Here is an 18,145-nt window from a genome sequence, read left to right on the forward strand (position 1 = left end):
GGCCGCCACCCCGCCCCCGGATTCGATCGTGCGGGCGGGGAGGCGGCCGTTTCAGGCGGCGAGCGCTGGGGCGGGGCGGTCGGCCGCGGCCGCGTCGAGGGCGTCCGCGAGCGCCTCGCGGCGGACCGGCTTCGAGAGGTAGGCGTCGGCACCGGCGGCGAGGCACGCTTCGCGGTCGCCCTCCATGGCGTTCGCCGTCAGCGCGACGACCCAGGGCTGGGCGCCCGGCGGCAGCTCGGCGCGGAGCCGGCGCGTGGCCTCGTGGCCGTCCATCGTCGGCATCTGGACGTCCATGAGGACCGCGTCGTACGGCCGCCCCGCCCCGGCCGCCCGGTGGAGCGCGGCGAGCGCCTCGGCTCCGTCGGCGGCCACGTCGGCCCCGACGCCGAGCCGGTCGAGCGTCCGCACGACGACCTTCTGGTTGACCACGTTGTCCTCGGCGACGAGCACGCGGAGCCCCCGCCGCTCGACGCCAGCGGGCGGGGCGGGGGCCGACTCGGCGGGCGCAGGCTCGGCCGAGGGCGGGGCGGCGACCGTGAACGCGAACGTCGAGCCGACGCCGGGCGCGCTCTGGGCCTCCATCTCCCCGCCCATCATCTCGACGAGCCGCCGGCTGATGGCGAGCCCGAGCCCGGTGCCCCCGTACTTCCGCGTCGTCGAGGCGTCGGCCTGCGTGAACGGGTCGAACAGGCCATCGAGCGCGCCCGGGGCCACGCCGACGCCCGTGTCCTCGACCTCGAACCGGAGCCCCGCCCCGCCCAACCCGGGCGACACGCGCACGGTCACGGCGCCCTCGTGCGTGAACTTGACGGCGTTCGAGAGCAGGTTGAGGAGCACCTGCCGGACCCGCGTGGGGTCGCCCAGGGCCGCCGCGGGCACGCCGTGGCCGACCTCGACGGCGAGCGCGAGCCCGCGCGCGGCGGCCTGGACGCGGACGATGTCGGTGGCGTCGCGGGCGAGGGCCGCGGGATCGAACGGGACGGCCTCGATCTCGACCCCGTCGGCCTCGATCTTCGAGAGGTCCAGGACGTCGTTGACGAGCGCGAGGAGCGCGTCGGCGCTCGTGCGAATCGTCCGCACGTACTCGGCCTGCTCGGTGTCGAGCGCCGTGTCGGCGAGGAGGTCCGACATCCCGACGACGCCGTTCATGGGCGTGCGGATCTCGTGGCTCATCGAGGCCAGAAACTCGCTCTTGGTCCGGGCCGCCGCCTCGGCGCGCTCGCGCTCGGCCTCGGCCTCGGCCCGCGCCCGCGCCAGGTCCTCGTTCGAGCCCCGGAGCGCGGCCTCCGCCCAGACCCGGGCCGCCGTCGCGAGCGAGAGCGCCGTCGCGGCGATCGTTCCGGCGACGACGAGGAGGATCGCCTCCCGGCCCGACATCAGACCGGCCGCCCACCCCACCCCGAGGAGCGCGACGCTGGACGCGCCGTAGAGCGCCACCTCCCACCACCGGCGCGCAAAGACGCCGACAACGGTCGGCGTCCCCGTGAGGAGGAGGACGAGCCACACCATCCGCTCCGGTCCCCCATTCACCATCATGTTGGTGATGTCGCCAAAGGAGACCAGGTACGCCGTCGCGAGGACGATCTCGCGCGTCCACGCCCGCACCCGAGCGCTCCAGGTCACGACGAGGGCCGCGATGAGCGGGGCGCCGTAGAGCACGGTGACGGCGACCTGGGACCACCCGGACTCGTCGCCGTACAGCCCGACGTTGACGCCCAGCCCGGCCGCGCCGACCAGGACGAGGAGCGCGCGCTGGATGCGGAAGTGGAGGGGGGTCGGGGTCGTCGGCATACGTGGGGCTCGGCTCCCGCCGGTATCGGGCGGGGCGGGGCGGCACTTGAGCGCGGGGCGGGGCGGACTCGGGCCGTGTCAGAACCCGGGCTGGGGTGACGCATACGCCTTCCCCCACCCCGCCCCGCCATGACCGCCGCCCCGCCCGCCTCCGACCTCGACGCCCTCCTCGGCCGCGTCCGCGCGTTCGTCGCGGAGCGGTGCGTGCCGCTCGAGGCGCACCTCCAGGCTAGCGACTACGCCACGCTGTGGGCCGGCCTCGCCGACGTCCGCGCCGACGCCCGCGCGGCCGGCCTGTGGAACCTCGCGCTCTCCGCCAGCGAGGGCGGGGCGGGGCTGTCGCTCCCCGCGTTCGGCCGCGTGTCCGAGGCGCTCGGGTGGAGCCCGCTCGGCCACGTCGCCACGAACGGGCAGGCGCCAGACATTGGCAACATGGAGCTCCTGCTCGGACACGCGACCGACGCGCAGAAGGCGGAGTTTCTGCAGCCGCTCCTCGACGGCGACGTCCGCTCGTGCTTCGCGATGACCGAGCCCGAGCACGCCGGCTCGAACCCGACCGTGATGAGCTCGACGGCGCGGCTGGAGGGCGGCGAGTGGACCATCGACGGCCACAAGTGGTTTACGACCGGCTTCGACGGCGCCGCCTGGGCCGTGGCCATGGTCGTGACCGACCCCGACGCCGACAACAAGTACGCCCGGGCGTCGATGATCCTGGTGCCGACCGACGCCGACGGCCTGGAGCACGTCCGCAAGCTGCCGGTTATGGGCGACGAGGCCGAGGGGTGGTTCTCGCACTCGGAGATCCGGTTCCACGGCGTCCGCGTGCCCGAGGCCAACCTGCTCGGGCCGCGCGGCGGCGGGTTCCAGCTCGCGCAGGAGCGGCTGGGGCCGGGCCGCATCCACCACTGCATGCGGTGGGTCGGCGTGTGCGAGCGGGCGCTGAGCCTCCTGTGCCGCTACGCCGCCGCGCGCGAGATCGCCCCGGGCACGCCGCTCGCGACCAAGCAGGCCGTCCAGTTCATGATCGCCGAGAGTCGGGCCGAGACCGACGCCGCGCGGCTCCTGGTCCTCGACGCCGCCGAGGCCATCGAGCGCGACGGGGCGAAGGCGGCACGCGGCAAGATCAGCGCCATCAAGTTCACGGTCGCCAACACGCTCCAGCGCGTCCTCGACCGGGCCATCCAGGTCCACGGCGGGCTGGGCGTCCTGGACGACACGCCGCTCGCGTTCTGGTACCGCCACGAGCGGGGCGCGCGCATCTACGACGGCCCGGACGAGGTGCACAAGACGGTCGTGGCCCGCGAGGAGATGAGGCGGTACCCCGACGCCGCCCCGCCCGCAAAAGCGCGCGTCGGCGTGGACGTGTAGCAGGCGAAGGCGCGCCGCCCCGCCCGGCGCCACCCCGCCCTCGCGGCAGGGCTCGTGGGCGGGGCGCGACGCCTCGCCATCGGTGGCGGCCGACGCCGCGCCCCGGTTCGGTGGCGACGGGTTCGACGAGGCCCGGCTCTCGGACGGCCTCACCGCATCCCCCACCGCCCCACTCGCGGGCGGGGCGGTGGCGCGGCGGCCGACCGTGGCCTAGTCTGCGGACCGCCCCGCCCACCCCGCCCGCCGTGCCCACGCTCTCCCTCAACGGCGCCGAGGCCTTCTACGCCGACTCCGGCGGCGACGGCGAGCCCGTCGTGCTCGGCCACGGCTACCTCATGACGTCGGCGCTGTGGGACCGGCAGGCCGAGGCGCTCGCCGAGGCCGGCTACCGGGCGGTCCGGCTGGACTGGCGCGGCCAAGGGCGGAGCGAGGTGACGGCCGGCGGCTACGACCCGTGGGGCCTCGCGGCCGACGCGCTCGCCCTGGCCGACCGGCTCGGGCTGGAGCGGTTCCACTGGGTCGGGCACTCGATGGGCGGCTACGTCGGGTACCGGCTCGCGCTGCGGGCGCCGCGCCGGGTCGCCAGCCTCGTCCAGATCGGGACCGCCGCGGGGGCCGAGGGCGGGGCGGCGCGCCGCCAGTACGACGCCCTCCTGTGGGCGCTCCGCGCGCTGGGCTACGGGGCCGTCCTGGGCCGCGTGCTCCCCATCCTCTACGGCCCGACCTACCTCGCGGACCCCGCCCGCGCCGCCGACCGCACCGAGCAGGAGCGGCGGATCCGGTCGAACTCGCGCGCCGGCGTGTTCCGGGCGGGGCGGGGCATCTTCGGCCGCGACGACGTAGCCGGACAGCTCGGGCGGATCACGGCGCCCACGCTCGTCGTCACCGGCGAGCACGACCGGCCGCACCCGCCGCACCAGGGCCGCGCCGACGCCGAGCGGATCCCGGACGCCACGTTCGTCGAGCTCGCGGACGTCGGCCACACGCCGCCGGCCGAGGCTCCGGCCGAGACCACGCGGCTCGTGCTCGACTGGCTCCGCCGCCACCCCATCGCCTAGCGCCGCCCCGCCCATGCCCGCCCTCGACCGCCCCCGCGACGTCCGCCCCGGCGACGAGCTCGACCTCGACGCCCTCTCCGCCTGGCTGGGCGACGCGCTGGGCGTGACAGAGCGGCCGGTCGTGCACCAGTACCCCAGCGGGTTCTCGAACCTGACGTACCTCCTCGACCTGGGCCACCGCGAGGTCGTCCTGCGGCGGCCGCCGCACGGGGCGCACGTCCGCGGCGGCCACGACATGGGGCGCGAGTACGGGCTGCTGACGGCGCTCGACGGGCACGTCCCGGTCCCCGAGCCGCTGGCCTACGAGCCGACCGGCGACGTGCTGGGGGCGCCGTTCTACGTCATGGAGCACGTGCCGGGCGTGGTCCTGCGGACGACCGCCCCGCCCGAGGCGCGGCCCGACGCCGACGCCATGCGCCGCGTGGCCGGCGCCTTCGTCGAGACGTTCGCGCGGCTCCACGCCGTCGACGTGGAGGCCGTCGGGCTCGCCGACCTGGGGCGACCCGAGGGCTACGTCGGGCGCCAGGTGGCGGGGTGGGAGCGGCGCTACACGGCGGCGGCGACCGACGTCGTCCCCGAGCTCGAGCGGGCGTTCGCCTGGATGCAGGCGCACCAGCCGCCCGAGTCCGACGCGACGCTCGTCCACAACGACTTTAAGTACGACAACCTCGTCCTCGACCCCGGCGACCTCGCCGACGTCCGCGCCGTGCTCGACTGGGAGCTCGCGACGGTCGGCGACCCGCTCATGGACCTGGGCTCGACGCTGGGCTACTGGGTCGAGGCGACCGACCGCCCCGCCCTCAAGGCCATGGCGCTCAGCCCGACGTGGTGGCCCGGCAACCCGACGCGCGCCGAGCTCGTCGAGGCGTACGAGGCGCGGACGGGCCGCGAGGTCGAGCACGCCGTCTTCTACACGGCCTACGGGTTCGTCAAGCTGGCCGTGATCGCGCAGCAGATCTACCAGCGGTGGACGCTGGGCACGGCGACGGACCCGCGCTTCGAGGGCCTCATCCACACGGTCCGCGCCTGCGGCGAGACGGCGGCGCGGGCCATCGAGCGCGACCGGATCTCGGAGCTCCACGGCGGGTGAGGCGGGGAGGGATCGAGGTGTAAGTAGCCGCGCGAGTGGGGCGGACCACCCCGCCCGTCGGACCACGCGAGGGCGGGGCGGCCGACGACGGACGCCGCCCCACCCGCGGCCGCCTCTCCCAACGACGGGCGCCCGTAGGGACACGACTCGTCGTGTCCGGCGCAAGCGGACCCCACGGGCGGGGCGGACCCAAAGGGCGGACCCGCCGCACGCCTCGACGCGAGGGCGGGGTGGTTGAGGCGGCGCCCCGGCGGGTATCCTGCGCCCTCCCCCACCCCGCCCCCTGCTGCTCATGGATGTCCTCACCGCCCCCGGCGCGCCCGCCGCCGTCGGCCCGTACAGCCACGCCGTCCGCACGGGCGGCCTCGTGTTCTGCTCCGGCCAGGTGGCCCTCGACCCCGCCACGGACACGCTCGTCGGCGACGACGCGGCGGCCCAGACGCGGCAGGTGTTCGCCAACATCCGCGCGGTCCTCGACGCGGCCGGGCTCGACCTCGGCGACGTCGTCAAGACGACGGTGCTGCTCGCGTCGATGGACGACTACGGCGCCGTCAACGCCGTCTACGCCGAGGCCTTTGGCGAGCACCGCCCCGCCCGCTCGGCGTTCGCGACCGGCGGGCTCCCGCTCGGCGCGCTCGTCGAGATCGAGGTGATCGCGGCGGCGGCGTCGTGACCGAGGTCGTTCCTTTTTTCGAGCGGTACGCCGAGGCGTTCGTGGCCTACGACGCCGGCGCCATCGCCGCGTGCTACCTCACGCCGAGCCTGCTCGTCCGCGACGGTCAGGCCGAGGTGCTGGGTACGGCCGAGGCCGTGGCCGAGAGCGTCGAGGCGCTCCTCGCGCTCCACCGGGCGTGGGACGTCCAGAAGGTGCAGCCGGACGGCGTCGAGGTCCTGGAGGACGGCCCCGCCCACGCCGTCGTCCGCGTCGACTGGCAGCTCGGGCGCCCCCGGACCCGGCTCCGCTGGTTGTTTGCGACAACGTACACGCTCGTCCCCGCCGCGGACGGGGGCGACGGTTGGCGGATCGCGGTCGCCGTCACGCACGACGCACCGTTTTAGCGGCCGTGCGGACCGGCTCGTGCGCGTGGGCGGGGCGGTCGCCGAGAGCGCCCAGCCAGCCGCCCCGCCCGGGCCGTTGGAGCTGAGGGCGGGGCGGCAAAATCGGCGCCTGGGTGGATCTGGACTGGTTCTAATGTTGGTCCCCGCCGGACCCGCCCGTCCGCGGGACGGTTCAACACGCAACATCCAGAACCACACCCGCCCCGCCATGATTGACGCCCAATCCCAGTGCACCGCCTGCACCCACCTCGAACGCCAGGTGACCGACGACCTCCTCTGCAGCGCCTTCCCCGACGGCATCCCCGACGAGATCTGGACGAACGAGGTCGCCCACACCCGGAGCTACCCGGGCGACAACGGCATCCACCTCGAGCTGATCCCGCTCGACGTGCTCGGCCAGCCCGGAGCGCAGGCCTGAGCCCGCCCCGCCCTCGACCCTGAGCGGCCGTCCCCGAGCGGGGCGGCCGCTTTTTCGTGGGCGTAAACCGGCGCGGGCGGGGCGGCGGATGAACCCGGCCCCGGCCGTGCCGTTCACCCCGCCCCCACCCGCCCCGCCCGATGGACCCCGCCCGGCTCGCCCGCCTCGCCGAAAAGACCGACCTCGCCGCCCTCCTCGACCGCCTCGAAGGCATGTCGGCCGAGGACCTCGACCGGCTCGTCGGCCCCGGCCGCTCGGGCGGCGACGGCGCCCGGGGCGGGGCGGCCCGCCCGCCGTACGCCCCGCCCGCGCCAGACGCCGACTTCTACGGCCTCTTCGAGCGCCAGCTCACCGACGACCAGCAGCGCGCGCGGCGCGTCGTCCGCCGGTTCATGGTCGACGAGGTCGCGCCGGTCATCAACGACTACTGGGAGCGGGGCGAGATGCCGTTCGAGATCGTCCCCGGCTTCCGCGACGCGCTCCACGAGGCGTTCGGGCCGAACCCGGCCGAGCGGTACTGCACCGACGGCTTCCTCACCGGGCTGGTCTCGATGGAGATCCCCCGCGTCGACCCGTCCGTCGGCACGTTTCTGGGCGTGCATTGGGGGCTCTGCCTGTACTCGATCTGGCGGTTCGGGAGCGACGCGCAGAAAGAGCGGTGGATCGGCCCGCTGGAGCGGTTCGAGGCCATCGGGAGTTGGGCGCTGACCGAGCCTGAGCACGGGTCGGACGCCGCCCTCGGCTTGGAAACCACGGCGAGCCGCGACGGCGACACATGGACGTTGAACGGCGCCAAAAAGTGGTCCGGCAACGCGACCTTCGCCGACGTCACCGTGATCTGGGCGCGCGACACGGCCGATGGGAATGTGAAGGGCTTCCTCGTCGAGAAGGGGACGCCCGGCTTCCACGTGGACAAGCTGGAGGGCAAGATCGCCAAGCGGGCCGTTCAGAACGTCGACATCCGGCTGGAGAACGTCGAGGTGCCGGAGGCCAGCCGGCTCCCGGGCGTCCGCACGTTCAAGGACGTGGCGGGGCAACTGGCGACGGCCCGCGCCGGCGTCTCGTGGGAGGCGTGCGGGATGGCGATGGGGCTCTACGAGGCGACGCTCGACTACTGCACGCGGCGGACCCAGTTCGGCAAGCCGATCGCCGGCTTCCAGCTCGTCCAGGAGGGGCTCGTGCGGATGCTCGGCAACGTGGTCGCCATCCAGGCCACGGTCCTCGGGCTCGGCCAGCTCTACGAGGAGCACGAGCGGCTCCACGAGCGGGCGTCGCTCGCCAAGGTGTGGTGCGTGGACAAGATGCGCGAGACGGCGCAGATCGGGCGCGGCCTGCTCGGCGGCAACGGCATCTTGCTGGAGCACGACGTGGCCCGCTTGTTCGCCGACGCCGAGGCCGTCTACAGCTACGAGGGCTCGCGCGAGATGAACGTGCTCATCACGGGCCGCGCCATCACCGGCCTCAGCGCGTTCGTGTAGAACGCCCTCCGGGCGGGTACGGGGTACGGCCTCAGGCCGCGCACTCGGCCGCCTCCTGAACGCCGCTCCACGCCGCCCCGCCCCACCGTTCCCGCCCCGCCCGATGCCCGACGTTCCGCCCCGCCCGTTGGGTCCGCCCGAGACGCTGACGCTGGGGCGGGGCGGCGACGGCCGCGCGTGGCCGGTCCTCCTGTACCGCGCCGCATTCGAGGGCGGGGCGGAGGCCGCCGTCCGCCGCCTGGACGAGAACGGCTGGGGCGGAGCGTGGGTCGACGGCGTCTTCGCCTACCCGCACGAGCACCCCGACGCCCACGAGGCGCTCGCCGTCGTCGCCGGCCGCGCAGCGCTCCGCCTGGGCGGGGCGGCGGGGCAGGACGTGACGGTGGAGGCCGGCGACGTGGTCGTGCTCCCCGTCGGGACCGTCCACCAGCGGCTCGACGCCAGCGCCGACTTCCGCGTCGTCGGCGCCTATCCCGAGGGCCAGCACGCCTTCACCACGCGGCGACCCGACCACGACGGCCCCGCCCCGCCCGGCGTCGCCGTGCCCCGCCCGGCCGCCGACCCCGTGCGCGGGCGGGGCGGCCCGCTCACGACGCTCTGGCGCTGACCGCCCCGCCCCCGTTTTCCCGCCCCGCCCTCGGGGTTCACCATCTGAGTCCGCTCCATGAATGATGTCCGCGCCCTCGACCTCCCGTTTCTCGGCGCCGAGCGCGTCCTCGCCTGCGGCGTCGTCCCGGTCGAGGGCGGGGTGGCGCTCGTCGACCCCGGCCCGTCGACCGTGCTTCCGGCGCTGGAGGACGGGCTGGGCGCGCTCGGGCACGGCCTGGGCGACGTCCGCGCGCTCCTCCTCACGCACATCCACCTCGACCACGCCGGGGCGACGGGCACGCTCGTGCGCCGGCTCGGCGTGCCGGTCTGGGTCCACGAGGTCGGCGCGCGGCACCTGGCCCGGCCGGAGAAGCTGATCGCGAGCGCGACGCGGCTCTACGGCGACCGGATGGACGAGCTGTGGGGTGCCTTCGAGGCCGTCCCCGAGGCGTCGCTGCGGCCGCTCGCGGGCGGGGAGGCCGTCGAGGTCGGCGGGCGGGCGCTCGACGTGGCGTACACGCCGGGCCACGCCGTCCACCACGTCGCCTACTTCGACCGCGCGACGGCGACCGCGTTCGTCGGCGACACGGTCGGGATGACCGCCCCGCCCTCGGAGCGCGTCCTGCCCGTCACCCCGCCCCCGGACGTGGACCTGGAGGCGTGGCCGGCGTCGCTGGACCGGATCGCGGCGTGGGAGCCGGAGCGCCTGTTCCGCATGCACTGGGGCGCGAGCGAGACGCCGGCCGCCGACCTCGCCGCGTTCCGCACGGCGCTGGACGCCTGGGCCGCCCGCGTCCGCGCCGACCTCGCGGACGCCGACGCCGACCGCGGGCACCAGGCGGCCGCGTTCTCGTCCGAGATTCTGAGCGGCCTCGACGCCGATCTCGGCGCCGAGGCCGCCGCGCCGTACCGCGCCCTCCTCTACCCCGACGCGAGCTGGCACGGCCTCGCCCGCGCCCTCCGCTAGCCCCGCCCCGCCGTGGACCCCGTGACCCCCTTCGACTGGCACCGGATGTTTATCGGAGAGCAACCCCCGCTCTTCTTCCTCGAGATCGTCTTCCGCGTCGTCGTCATCTACCTGTTCACGGTCCTCCTCCTTCGGTTTATGGGGAAGCGGGGCCAGCAGCAGCTCTCGCCGTTCGAGTTCGTGGTCGTCATCGCGCTGGGCTCGGCGACGGGCGACGTCATGTTCTACCCCCAGGTCCCGATCCTCTACGCGTGCCTCGTGGTCGTCGTCGTCGTCACCCTGAGCAGCCTGGCTGGGCAGGCCCAGCTCCGCTCACAGCGCGTGAACGACTTTCTCGAAGGGCGGCCGCGGCTCCTCATCGAGCACGGCCGCGTGCTGGACGAGAACGTCCGTCTGGAGCGCCTGCGGCCCGACGAGTTTCTCGGCCTGCTCCGCGAGGAGGGCATCGAGCAGACCGGGGAGGTCCGTTACGCCTTCCTGGAGCGGTCGGGGAAGCTCGGGCTCTACCGCTACGACGAGGGCGAGGCGCGGGACGGCGAGCCCACGTTCCCGCTCCACCTCGCCGGCCGCGACGGCCGCGTGCCGCCGCCCCGCCCTGGCGCGTAAGGGCGGGGCGGGAGCCCACAGCGCGGCGTTAGCGGACGCCGAGGAGCTCGACCTCGAACGTGAGCGTGGAGTTGGGCGGGATCGGCCCCCGCTGCTGGTCGCCGTACCCCTCCTCGGGCGGGACGACGAACGTCCGGCTCTCCCCCACCCGCATCCCTACGATGCCGTCGCGGAAGCCGGGGATCACGCTGTCGTCCAGCCGGAAAGAGGCCTGGGTCCGGGGGTTGAAGATGGTCCCGTCGTCGAGGCGACCTTCGAACGAGACGAACACCGTGTCGCCGAGATCGGCCACGCCGTCGGAGTCGTTGGAGTCGTTGGAGTCGCTGGAGTCGCACGCGGCGACGGCGAGGCCCACGAGGAGCAGGAGGAGCGGGGCGGGGCGGAGACGCATAGGGGCGGGGTGGGGCGGAGACGCATAGGGGCGGGGTGGGTGCGGCCTGTCAACGCCGCCGGGCGGGCGGGGTGTCCGAGCGAGCCGCGATGGTCGCGTGCCGTGCCGCCTCAGCCGCCGCTCAGCCAGTGCGGTAGAGACGCACGGGCGGGGTGGCGCCAACGTAGGGCGCGGCGCACGGACGGCCGCCCCGCCCACCCGAGCACGGCGCCCGCCCCGCCCGCCGCCCTGGGCGGGGCGGCCTACCGATACCCCTGAGCCTGGAGCTCGAACAGCTCCGCGTAGCGCCGCCCCGCCCGCAGGAGCTCCTCGTGCGTGCCCACCTCCTCGACGCGGCCGCCGTCGAGGACCAGGATGCGGTCGGCCATGCGGACCGTCGAGAAGCGGTGCGAGATGAGCACGGCCGTCTTGCCTTCGGTCAGGTCCTTGAACCGCTCGAACACCTCGTACTCGGCGCGCGCGTCGAGCGCCGCCGTCGGCTCGTCGAGGATGAGGAGCTGGGCGTCGCGCATGTAGGCCCGGCCGAGCGCCACCTTCTGCCACTGGCCGCCCGAGAGGTCCACGCCCGCCGAGAACCGCTTGCCCAGCGTCTGGTCGTAGCCCTCGGGCAGCGACTCGATGACCGCGTCCGCGAGCGACCGCTCGGCCGACGTCTCGATCCGGGGCCGGTCGCCCCGCTCCGCGATCCGCCCAACGGCGATGTTCTCGGACGCCGTCAGGTGGTAGCGCACGAAGTCCTGGAAGATGACGCCGATGGCGGACCGGAGCTCGTCGAGGTCGTAGTCCCTGAGGTCGCGGCCGTCGAGCAGGATGCGGCCCTCGTCGGGGTCGTAGAGCCGGGCGAGCAGCTTCACGAGCGTCGTCTTGCCCGCCCCGTTCTCGCCCACGAGCGCGAGCGCCTCGCCGGCGCGGAGCGTGAACGTGAGATCGCGGACGGCCCACACCTCGCTCCCCGGGTACCGGAACCCGACGCCCTCGAACGCGAACCCCTCAGCGATCGGGTCCGGCACCGGCACGGCATTGGGCGGGGTGGCGACGGCGGGCTCGATCTCGAAAAACGAGAACAGGTCCTCGAGGTAGAGCGCCCGTCCCGAGACGTCGGAGAACGACGCGAGCAGGCCCTCCAGGAGCGACCGCATCCGCCCGAACGAGCCGGCCAGGAACGTGAGATCGCCGATCGTGAACGCGCCGGCCGCCGTCCGGTACACGATCACGGCGTAGGCCGCGTAGTAGCCCAACGTGCCGACGGCCGAGAGCAGGCCGCCCCACCCCGCCCGGCGGACGGCGAGCGCACGGTTGGCCCGGTAGTAGGCGTCGGCGAGCGTCCGGTAGCGCTCGGCGAGGTAGTCGTTGAGCCCGAACACCTTGACCTCCTTGGCCGTGTCGTCCGACGCCCCGACGTAGCGGAGGTAGTCGAGCTCGCGGCGCTCGGGCGTCCATGAGTAGGCCAGCGAGTACGACTGGGCGTTAAAGTGGGCCTCGCCGAGAAAGGCCGGGACGAGCGCCACGGCGAGCAGCACGAGCAGCCACGGCTGGTAGACCGCCAGCCCGACGCCCAGCGAGGCGACCGTGACCAGGCTCTCGGCCTGCCCGAACACCTGGCTCAGCAGGACCATCCGCCCCGTCGTCTGCCGCCGCGCCCGCTCCAGCTGGTCGTAGAAGTCGGCGTTCTCGAAGTGGGCCAGGTCGAGCGCCGCCGCGTGGCGCATGAGGCGGACCGAGGTCTCGTTCGTGAACAGGTCGCCCAGGAGCGAGTCGCAGAGCGCCGTCGCCCGGCCGAGGAGGTCCTGGAGCACGGCCAGGCCCAGCTCGGCGGCGAGCAGCCACGCGAGCCCCTCCAACTCGGCCGTCCACGCCGCCACCCCGCCCAGGTCCGGCGCCGCGTCCGCCACGCGGACGACCTCGTCGACGACCAGCTTGCCCACGTAGAGCATCGTCACCGGGACCAGCGAGCGGACGAGCCGGAGCGCGAGGTTGGCCGCGACGAGCCCGGGGCTCGTGGCCCAGACGAGGCGGAAGAGCGGGGGGAGGTTCGAGAGCGCCCCGAGCCGCTCGCGGAACGAGAGGTCCTCGGCCGGGCCTCGCGAGCTCCCCTTCCGCTTTGCCGTCTTCCGCGCCGTGCCGTTTCGTGTTGCCATGCCCGATGCACGCCCCGCCCCGCGCCGTGTTCACGGGCGGGGCGGTCTGCGGGCGGGGCGGCCGCGGCGAGCGGGGCGGTAGGTTGCTCCGCCCCCGCACGCCCGCCCCGCCCGATGCGCCCTCTCCGCCCCGCCCTCCTCCTCGCAGTCGTCCTCGCCGCTGGCTGCCAGACCGCCGCCCCGCCCGTCGCGCCCGCCACGGCGGACGTCGTGCCCGCTGCCGGGGCTGACGGTCGGTACCACCCCGCCCGCGACCTCGGGCCGCTGTTCCACGATGTCCAGCTGGCCCGCCTCTTCCCCGACTCCAAGACGTTCGCCGACGCCCGGCCGCTCCAGCCGCCGACTGAGATCGCCGCCCGCTACCAGGCCGAGAGGGGCGGGTCGCAAACGGACGGCGCGGGCGGGGCGGGGTTCGACCTGGCCGCGTTCGTCGAGCGGCACTTCGAGATCCCCGAGCCGGTCGGGGCTGGGTACGAGACCGACCCGTCGCTCTCGATGGAGGCGCACGTCCGTGCGCTGTGGCCCGTGCTCACGCGCCCGGCCGACGACCCCGAGCTCGTCTCGTCGCTCATCCCGCTCCCCAACCCGTACGTCGTGCCGGGCGGGCGCTTCCGCGAGGTCTACTACTGGGACTCGTACTTCACCATGCTCGGGCTGGTCGAGAGCGGGCGGCTCGACCTCGTGCGGAGCGTGCTCGACAACTTCGCCTTCCAGATCGAGACCGTCGGCCACGTCCCCAACGGGAACCGGACGTACTACCTCAGCCGGAGCCAGCCGCCGTTTTTCGCGGCCATGGTCGGCCTCTACGCGGCGGCCACGGACTCGGCGCAGGCGCTCCGCTACCTCCCCGCCCTCGAAGCCGAGCACGCGTTCTGGATGGACGGCGCCGAGGCGCTCACGCCGGGCGAGGCGCACCGCCGCGCCGTGCGCCTGGCGGGCGGAGCGGTCCTCAACCGCTACTGGGACGACCGGCCGGAGCCGAGGCCCGAGTCCTACCGCGAGGACTACGAGCTGGCCCAGACGGTGCCCGAGGCGGACCGCCCCGCCCTCTACCGGAACCTCCGGGCGGCGGCCGAGAGCGGGTGGGACTTTTCCAGCCGCTGGATGCGCGACCCCACAGACCTGCGGACGCTGGAAACGGTCGACCTCGTCCCGGTCGACCTCAACAGCCTCCTCTACCACCAGGAGCGGACGATCGGCCGGCTCCACGCGCTCGGGGACGACGACGCCGAGGCCGAGCGGTGGGCGGGGCGGGCCGAGGCGCGCCGCCGGGCGCTCCTGGACGCCGCCTACGACCCAAGCGAGGGCGCCTTTTTCGACGTCCGCTGGCGGACCGGCCAGCGCGTGACGGACCGGCCGACGCTGGCGATGGCCGCCCCGCTCTATTTCGGGCTCGCGACCGAGGCGCAGGGCCGCGCGACGGCCGACCGCCTGGAGCGCGACTTCCTCCAACCGGGCGGCCTCGTGACCACGCTCATCGCGTCGGGCCAACAGTGGGACGCCCCCAACGGGTGGCCCCCGCTCCAGTGGCTCGGCGCCGAGGGCGCCCGCCGCTACGGCCGCGCCGACCTCGCCGACGCCGTCCGCGACCGCTGGCTCGCCCTGAACCGCCGGGTCTACCAGGCGACGGGCAAGATGACCGAGAAGTACGACGTGACCGACCTCTCGCGCCCCGCCGGCGGCGGCGAGTACCCGAACCAGGACGGCTTCGGGTGGACGAACGGGGTGGCGCTCGGCTTCAGCGCGCAGGAGTAGGGGCGACCGGCGGTCGTCCAGAGACGAGCGCCGCGCCCCCACCTGCACCACCCCGCTCCCGGGTGGAACCACAGGCGGGGCGGAGGACGCCTTCCCACCCCGCCCTCGCGCAGCACCACGGGCGGGGCGGGGCGGGCTAACGCAGCCGCCCCGCCCTCGTGTGGAGGGCGGGGCGGGGCGGCCGCTTGGACGGGGGCGGCCACGGGCGGGGCGACCCCAACGCGGCGCGGCCGGCCCCCGAAGGAGCCGGCCGCGCACGCCCCGGGACAACCCGGGGGCGGGGTGGAGACGGACGCTACCGCACCACCGTGACCTGCTGCGTCTGCACGTCGCCGCCCACCGACACCCGCACGATGTACACGCCCGACGGGAACGACCCCGCCTCCAGCGTCACCTCGTGACGGCCGGCCTCGAAGGCGCCGTCGGCCAACACGGCCACCTCACGCCCCAGCGCGTCGTACACCGACGCCCGGACCGGGCCGGCCTCGGCCGCACCGAACCCGACCGAGAGACGGCCGCGCACCGGGTTCGGAGACGCCACCAGCGTCACGTCCACCGGACCCGAGGCCACCTGCGCCTCGCCGCGCACGCGGGCCAGCGCGTCGAGGAACGCCTGGTCCCCCGATGTCCGCGCCGCGCCGTTGCCGCCGCTCTTCGACCCGAACACGGTCTCGTCGTTGAGGTAGACGACCGAGGCCACGACCGATCCAAGCACGTCCTGCACGGACGCACCCACGGCCACGTCGCCCTCGATGAGCGCGAACGCGCCGGGGCCGTCGGGGAGCGTGCCCGACGGGAGGTCCGCCGTACCGCGCTGGCCGGCGAACACGAACTCCTCGCGGGCGCCGATCACACCGCCCGGCGTGGCCGCGTAGGTCACCATCTCCGTGAACGGGTTGAACACGGCGAACGTGCACGTCGAGAGGTCGACGAACTCGGTGGCCGTCGCGTTCGTGACCGCGGCGAGCTCGCCGAACACGTCGCCGAGGAACTGGTCGGGGTCATTGGCCCCGTCCGTCTCGAAGTCGTCGCCGTCGACGTCGCCGTCGCCGTCGAAGTCGAACGAGAGCGCGAGCTCGGCCGAGCACGCGACGGGCTCGACGCCGAGGAGGCTGGCGATGGCGAAGTCGGCGCGGACGAACCCGTTCCCGGTCCGGTCGTCGAAGCCCGGCGTGGCGTTTTCGTTGACCGTCGTGACGGGGGCACCGGAGATCATGTCGTCCGCCGTCCCTTCGAGCGCGGCGAAGAGCTCGGCCGGCGACACGCTCCCGGCGGCCTCGATGGCGAGCGCGGCGACGGCCGAGGCGTTCGGAGCCGAGGCGCTCGTCCCGAAGAAGTTCGGGAGGTCGTCGTCGTCGACGCCGCTGTCGCCGCCGAAGAACGTGTTGTTGTCGCCGTCCGACGCCACGGCGTCCGGCTTCATCCGCTCCTCGGGCGAGGCTAGCCGGTTGCCGTCCTCGTCGAGCCGGATGGCGAGGCCGCCGTATGACGAGAAGCCGTTGACACTCGCCGACCCCGTAAACGACTCAATCGCGTCGAGGAAGTCGCTGTAGGAGGCCGTGTTGAACCACGCGGCGGCGCCGGTCGCAAAGGCCCCGGCTGCGTTCGAGTGGCCGTACACGGTCGACGTGCCCGGCTCGACGTACTCGGCCGTCTCGATCAGAATCCGGTCGCCGCCGAAGTTGACGTACTTCATCCGGCGGTCCTCACCCTCGAACTTCTGGATGGCGACGTAGACGAACTGGATGCTGGTCGTCGTGTTGGTGTATTCGATAAACTCGAACGGAGCGCCAGCGGTCGAGTTGGCGTCGGCCGAAATGGCGAGGATGGTCCCATCGGTCGAGGGCTCGTCGAAGACGAACACGTCGTAGTCGCTCGTCGGCGCCTGGCCCGCCTCGCCGCCGTAGAGGTCCGGGAACTCGCTGAACTCGACGCCGGCGAGCACCGACGGCTCGTCGTACTGGAACGCGAACCGGAGGGTCTCACCGGGGAAGATCAGGACGTCCTGGAAGGCGTCGACGTCCGGGCCGGGGTCGAAGTCGTGGAGGTTGCCCCCGAACGTGAAGAACCCTGGAACGCCGGAGTCCTCAAAGTCCGCCTCGTACGAGGCGTCGGCCGAGTTGCCAGCCGACGAGAAGTACGAGGCCCCCTCTTCAGCGACGTAGTCGACGGCCTGGGCGATGACGCCGTCCTGGAAGTACGGGTCACCGGCGTAGCCGATGTCGTCGACGATCACGTTGCAGCCGTTCTGGAACAGCTGGACGATCCCGCCAGAGAACCCGACGAACCCCTCGAACGCGGTGTGGAACGCGAAGTCCACGCCCGGGGCTACGTCGTAGGCCAGCTCCATCATAGCCCGGCCCTCGTCAGAGCCTTCGCCCTCGCCGAGGTCCTCGAGCACGTCGATGCCGTCGGGGAGGTCGCCCGAGGCGACGCCACCCGCGGCACCGCCGAGGCTGTTGTACGAGTCGGAGAGCATCCCGATGCAGACGCCCTGGCCCGTCACGTCGAAGCGGTCGCGCGCGATGTCCGCGCGGAGAGCGAGGCTGGCCTCGCCGTCGACGGCCCCGACGCGCGCGGCCTCCGAGACGACCGGGGACACGAACGTGTCCTCGCCGCCCCGCCCACGGAGGACGTAGAGGTCAGCGAACGCCGAGCGGAGCGACGGGAGCGCAGCGAGCTCGTCGAGCGCGCTGACGGGGAGGAGGCCGGAGACGACGTAGTCAGTCTCCGCCGTCTTCTCGAGGCCGAGCTGGTTGAGGGACGCCTTCAGCTGGCGGGCCGCACTCGGGTCCGGAGCCAGCGCGCTGATGCGGACGCGGTCGTTGGTGACGCGCGCGCCGCTTTGAGCGCGGGCCTCGTAGTCGGCGGCGAGGTTGGTGAGGGTCACGTCGAGCCGGGAAAGCGCGCCGCCCTTCTCGGGCGTCCGAACGACGCCGGCTTGGCGGGCGCCCGCGGCCCCGAACGCTTGGTTCCCGATGGCGGGGCCTTGATAGCCGCTCGACGACGGCTCAAGTCCGTCGGTTGGGGTGCGAGGCGACGTTTGAGCCGCGGCAGGGAGGGTGAAGAGGGCGGCTGCGGCTACGAGACCGTAGCGCAACCGGGGGTAAGGGAATCGCATGGGGGCGGAGGAGAGAGGGTGGTGGACAGTGGGCAGCACGGAGCAGGGGACCGACCTCCACCTATACCGCGCCGTCACGTAAACCTAACACATCCTACACTCTGACTGAACACTAATTGTCGCATGTGTTAGAAAAGGGCCGCGAGCCCTCCGCACGCCACCCCGCCCCTGCACGAAGCCATGGGAGAGCCAACCCACCCCGCCCCGCCCCCGTGTGGAGGGCGGGGCGGGACGCCGCTTGGACGGGGGCGGCCACGGGCGGGGCGGCCCCAACGCGGCGCGGCCGGCCCCCGAAGGAGCCGGCCGCGCACGCCCCG

General features: G+C 74.1%; 16 protein-coding genes. 12 read left to right on the plus strand and 4 right to left on the minus strand.

Annotated features, from left to right (window positions below; all coding sequences use genetic code 11):
• Positions 1–51: 51 nt before the first annotated feature.
• The gene (locus RQM47_RS01465) at positions 52–1,791 is read right to left on the minus strand and encodes an ATP-binding protein (protein ID WP_314007104.1); all 1,740 of its coding nucleotides are present in this window, start codon (positions 1,789–1,791) and stop codon (positions 52–54) included.
• 129 nt (positions 1,792–1,920) lie between these two features.
• Here RQM47_RS01465 and RQM47_RS01470 point away from each other — a divergent pair, with 129 nt between their 5' ends.
• From RQM47_RS01470 to RQM47_RS01520, 11 genes are all read left to right on the plus strand, one after another.
• Positions 1,921–3,159: an acyl-CoA dehydrogenase family protein gene (locus RQM47_RS01470; RefSeq protein WP_311663524.1), complete on the plus strand. Its 1,239-nt coding sequence runs from the start codon at positions 1,921–1,923 to the stop codon at positions 3,157–3,159.
• An 82-nt stretch (positions 3,160–3,241) separates the two neighbouring features.
• Positions 3,242–3,373: a hypothetical protein gene (locus tag RQM47_RS01475; RefSeq protein WP_311663522.1), complete on the plus strand. Its 132-nt coding sequence runs from the start codon at positions 3,242–3,244 to the stop codon at positions 3,371–3,373.
• Between the two features lie 31 nt (positions 3,374–3,404).
• A complete protein-coding gene (locus RQM47_RS01480; protein ID WP_311663520.1) occupies positions 3,405–4,217 on the plus strand; it encodes an alpha/beta hydrolase in 813 nt (270 codons plus the stop codon).
• Positions 4,218–4,230: 13 nt separating this feature from the next.
• On the plus strand, positions 4,231–5,307 hold the full coding sequence (locus tag RQM47_RS01485; RefSeq protein WP_311663518.1) for a phosphotransferase family protein: 1,077 nt from the start codon (positions 4,231–4,233) through the stop codon (positions 5,305–5,307).
• A 292-nt stretch (positions 5,308–5,599) separates the two neighbouring features.
• The gene (locus RQM47_RS01490) at positions 5,600–5,980 is read left to right on the plus strand and encodes a Rid family detoxifying hydrolase (protein ID WP_311663516.1); all 381 of its coding nucleotides are present in this window, start codon (positions 5,600–5,602) and stop codon (positions 5,978–5,980) included.
• The gene (locus RQM47_RS01495; protein WP_311663514.1) at positions 5,977–6,366 is read left to right on the plus strand and encodes a DUF4440 domain-containing protein; all 390 of its coding nucleotides are present in this window, start codon (positions 5,977–5,979) and stop codon (positions 6,364–6,366) included. The genes RQM47_RS01490 and RQM47_RS01495 overlap by 4 nt, the downstream gene beginning before the upstream one ends.
• Positions 6,367–6,574: 208 nt before the next feature.
• On the plus strand, positions 6,575–6,784 hold the full coding sequence (locus RQM47_RS01500) for a hypothetical protein (RefSeq protein ID WP_311663512.1): 210 nt from the start codon (positions 6,575–6,577) through the stop codon (positions 6,782–6,784).
• Positions 6,785–6,924: 140 nt separating this feature from the next.
• On the plus strand, positions 6,925–8,262 hold the full coding sequence (locus RQM47_RS01505) for an acyl-CoA dehydrogenase family protein (protein WP_311663510.1): 1,338 nt from the start codon (positions 6,925–6,927) through the stop codon (positions 8,260–8,262).
• Positions 8,263–8,365: 103 nt separating this feature from the next.
• Positions 8,366–8,869, plus strand: coding sequence for a cupin domain-containing protein (locus tag RQM47_RS01510; protein WP_311663508.1), 504 nt, complete (start codon positions 8,366–8,368; stop codon positions 8,867–8,869).
• A gap of 57 nt (positions 8,870–8,926) precedes the next feature.
• On the plus strand, positions 8,927–9,817 hold the full coding sequence (locus RQM47_RS01515) for an MBL fold metallo-hydrolase (protein WP_314007106.1): 891 nt from the start codon (positions 8,927–8,929) through the stop codon (positions 9,815–9,817).
• A gap of 12 nt (positions 9,818–9,829) precedes the next feature.
• Positions 9,830–10,423, plus strand: a complete 594-nt coding sequence (locus RQM47_RS01520; protein WP_314007109.1) for a DUF421 domain-containing protein — start codon at positions 9,830–9,832, stop codon at positions 10,421–10,423.
• 28 nt (positions 10,424–10,451) lie between these two features.
• On the opposite strand, the gene RQM47_RS01525 is transcribed toward RQM47_RS01520, so the two are convergent.
• Complete coding sequence (locus tag RQM47_RS01525) at positions 10,452–10,814, minus strand: FKBP-type peptidyl-prolyl cis-trans isomerase (protein WP_311663503.1); 363 nt, start codon at positions 10,812–10,814, stop codon at positions 10,452–10,454.
• A 242-nt stretch (positions 10,815–11,056) separates the two neighbouring features.
• On the minus strand, positions 11,057–12,952 hold the full coding sequence (locus RQM47_RS01530; protein ID WP_314007112.1) for an ABC transporter ATP-binding protein: 1,896 nt from the start codon (positions 12,950–12,952) through the stop codon (positions 11,057–11,059).
• A 114-nt stretch (positions 12,953–13,066) separates the two neighbouring features.
• On the opposite strand from RQM47_RS01530, the gene treF reads away from it, so the two are divergent.
• The gene (gene treF, locus RQM47_RS01535; protein ID WP_314007114.1) at positions 13,067–14,707 is read left to right on the plus strand and encodes an alpha,alpha-trehalase TreF; all 1,641 of its coding nucleotides are present in this window, start codon (positions 13,067–13,069) and stop codon (positions 14,705–14,707) included.
• A 295-nt stretch (positions 14,708–15,002) separates the two neighbouring features.
• On the opposite strand, the gene RQM47_RS01540 is transcribed toward treF, so the two are convergent.
• The gene (locus tag RQM47_RS01540) at positions 15,003–17,597 is read right to left on the minus strand and encodes a T9SS type A sorting domain-containing protein (protein WP_314007117.1); all 2,595 of its coding nucleotides are present in this window, start codon (positions 17,595–17,597) and stop codon (positions 15,003–15,005) included.
• Positions 17,598–18,145: the final 548 nt, after the last annotated feature.

It is taken from the genome of Rubrivirga sp. S365 (assembly GCF_032248475.1).
GTDB classification, from domain to species: Bacteria; Bacteroidota; Rhodothermia; order Rhodothermales; family Rubricoccaceae; genus Rubrivirga; species Rubrivirga litoralis.

What these genes read in the sequence shown, in the direction of transcription:
- RQM47_RS01465 (WP_314007104.1), bottom strand. Translation starts at nt 1,791, where the DNA reads ATGCCGACGACCCCGACCCCCCTCCACTTCCGCATCCAGCGCGCGCTC.
- RQM47_RS01470 (WP_311663524.1), top strand. Translation starts at nt 1,921, where the DNA reads ATGACCGCCGCCCCGCCCGCCTCCGACCTCGACGCCCTCCTCGGCCGC.
- RQM47_RS01485 (WP_311663518.1), top strand. Translation starts at nt 4,231, where the DNA reads ATGCCCGCCCTCGACCGCCCCCGCGACGTCCGCCCCGGCGACGAGCTC.
- RQM47_RS01490 (WP_311663516.1), top strand. Translation starts at nt 5,600, where the DNA reads ATGGATGTCCTCACCGCCCCCGGCGCGCCCGCCGCCGTCGGCCCGTAC.
- RQM47_RS01500 (WP_311663512.1), top strand. Translation starts at nt 6,575, where the DNA reads ATGATTGACGCCCAATCCCAGTGCACCGCCTGCACCCACCTCGAACGC.
- RQM47_RS01505 (WP_311663510.1), top strand. Translation starts at nt 6,925, where the DNA reads ATGGACCCCGCCCGGCTCGCCCGCCTCGCCGAAAAGACCGACCTCGCC.
- RQM47_RS01510 (WP_311663508.1), top strand. Translation starts at nt 8,366, where the DNA reads ATGCCCGACGTTCCGCCCCGCCCGTTGGGTCCGCCCGAGACGCTGACG.
- RQM47_RS01515 (WP_314007106.1), top strand. Translation starts at nt 8,927, where the DNA reads ATGAATGATGTCCGCGCCCTCGACCTCCCGTTTCTCGGCGCCGAGCGC.
- RQM47_RS01525 (WP_311663503.1), bottom strand. Translation starts at nt 10,814, where the DNA reads ATGCGTCTCCGCCCCGCCCCGCTCCTCCTGCTCCTCGTGGGCCTCGCC.
- RQM47_RS01530 (WP_314007112.1), bottom strand. Translation starts at nt 12,952, where the DNA reads ATGGCAACACGAAACGGCACGGCGCGGAAGACGGCAAAGCGGAAGGGG.
- treF (WP_314007114.1), top strand. Translation starts at nt 13,067, where the DNA reads ATGCGCCCTCTCCGCCCCGCCCTCCTCCTCGCAGTCGTCCTCGCCGCT.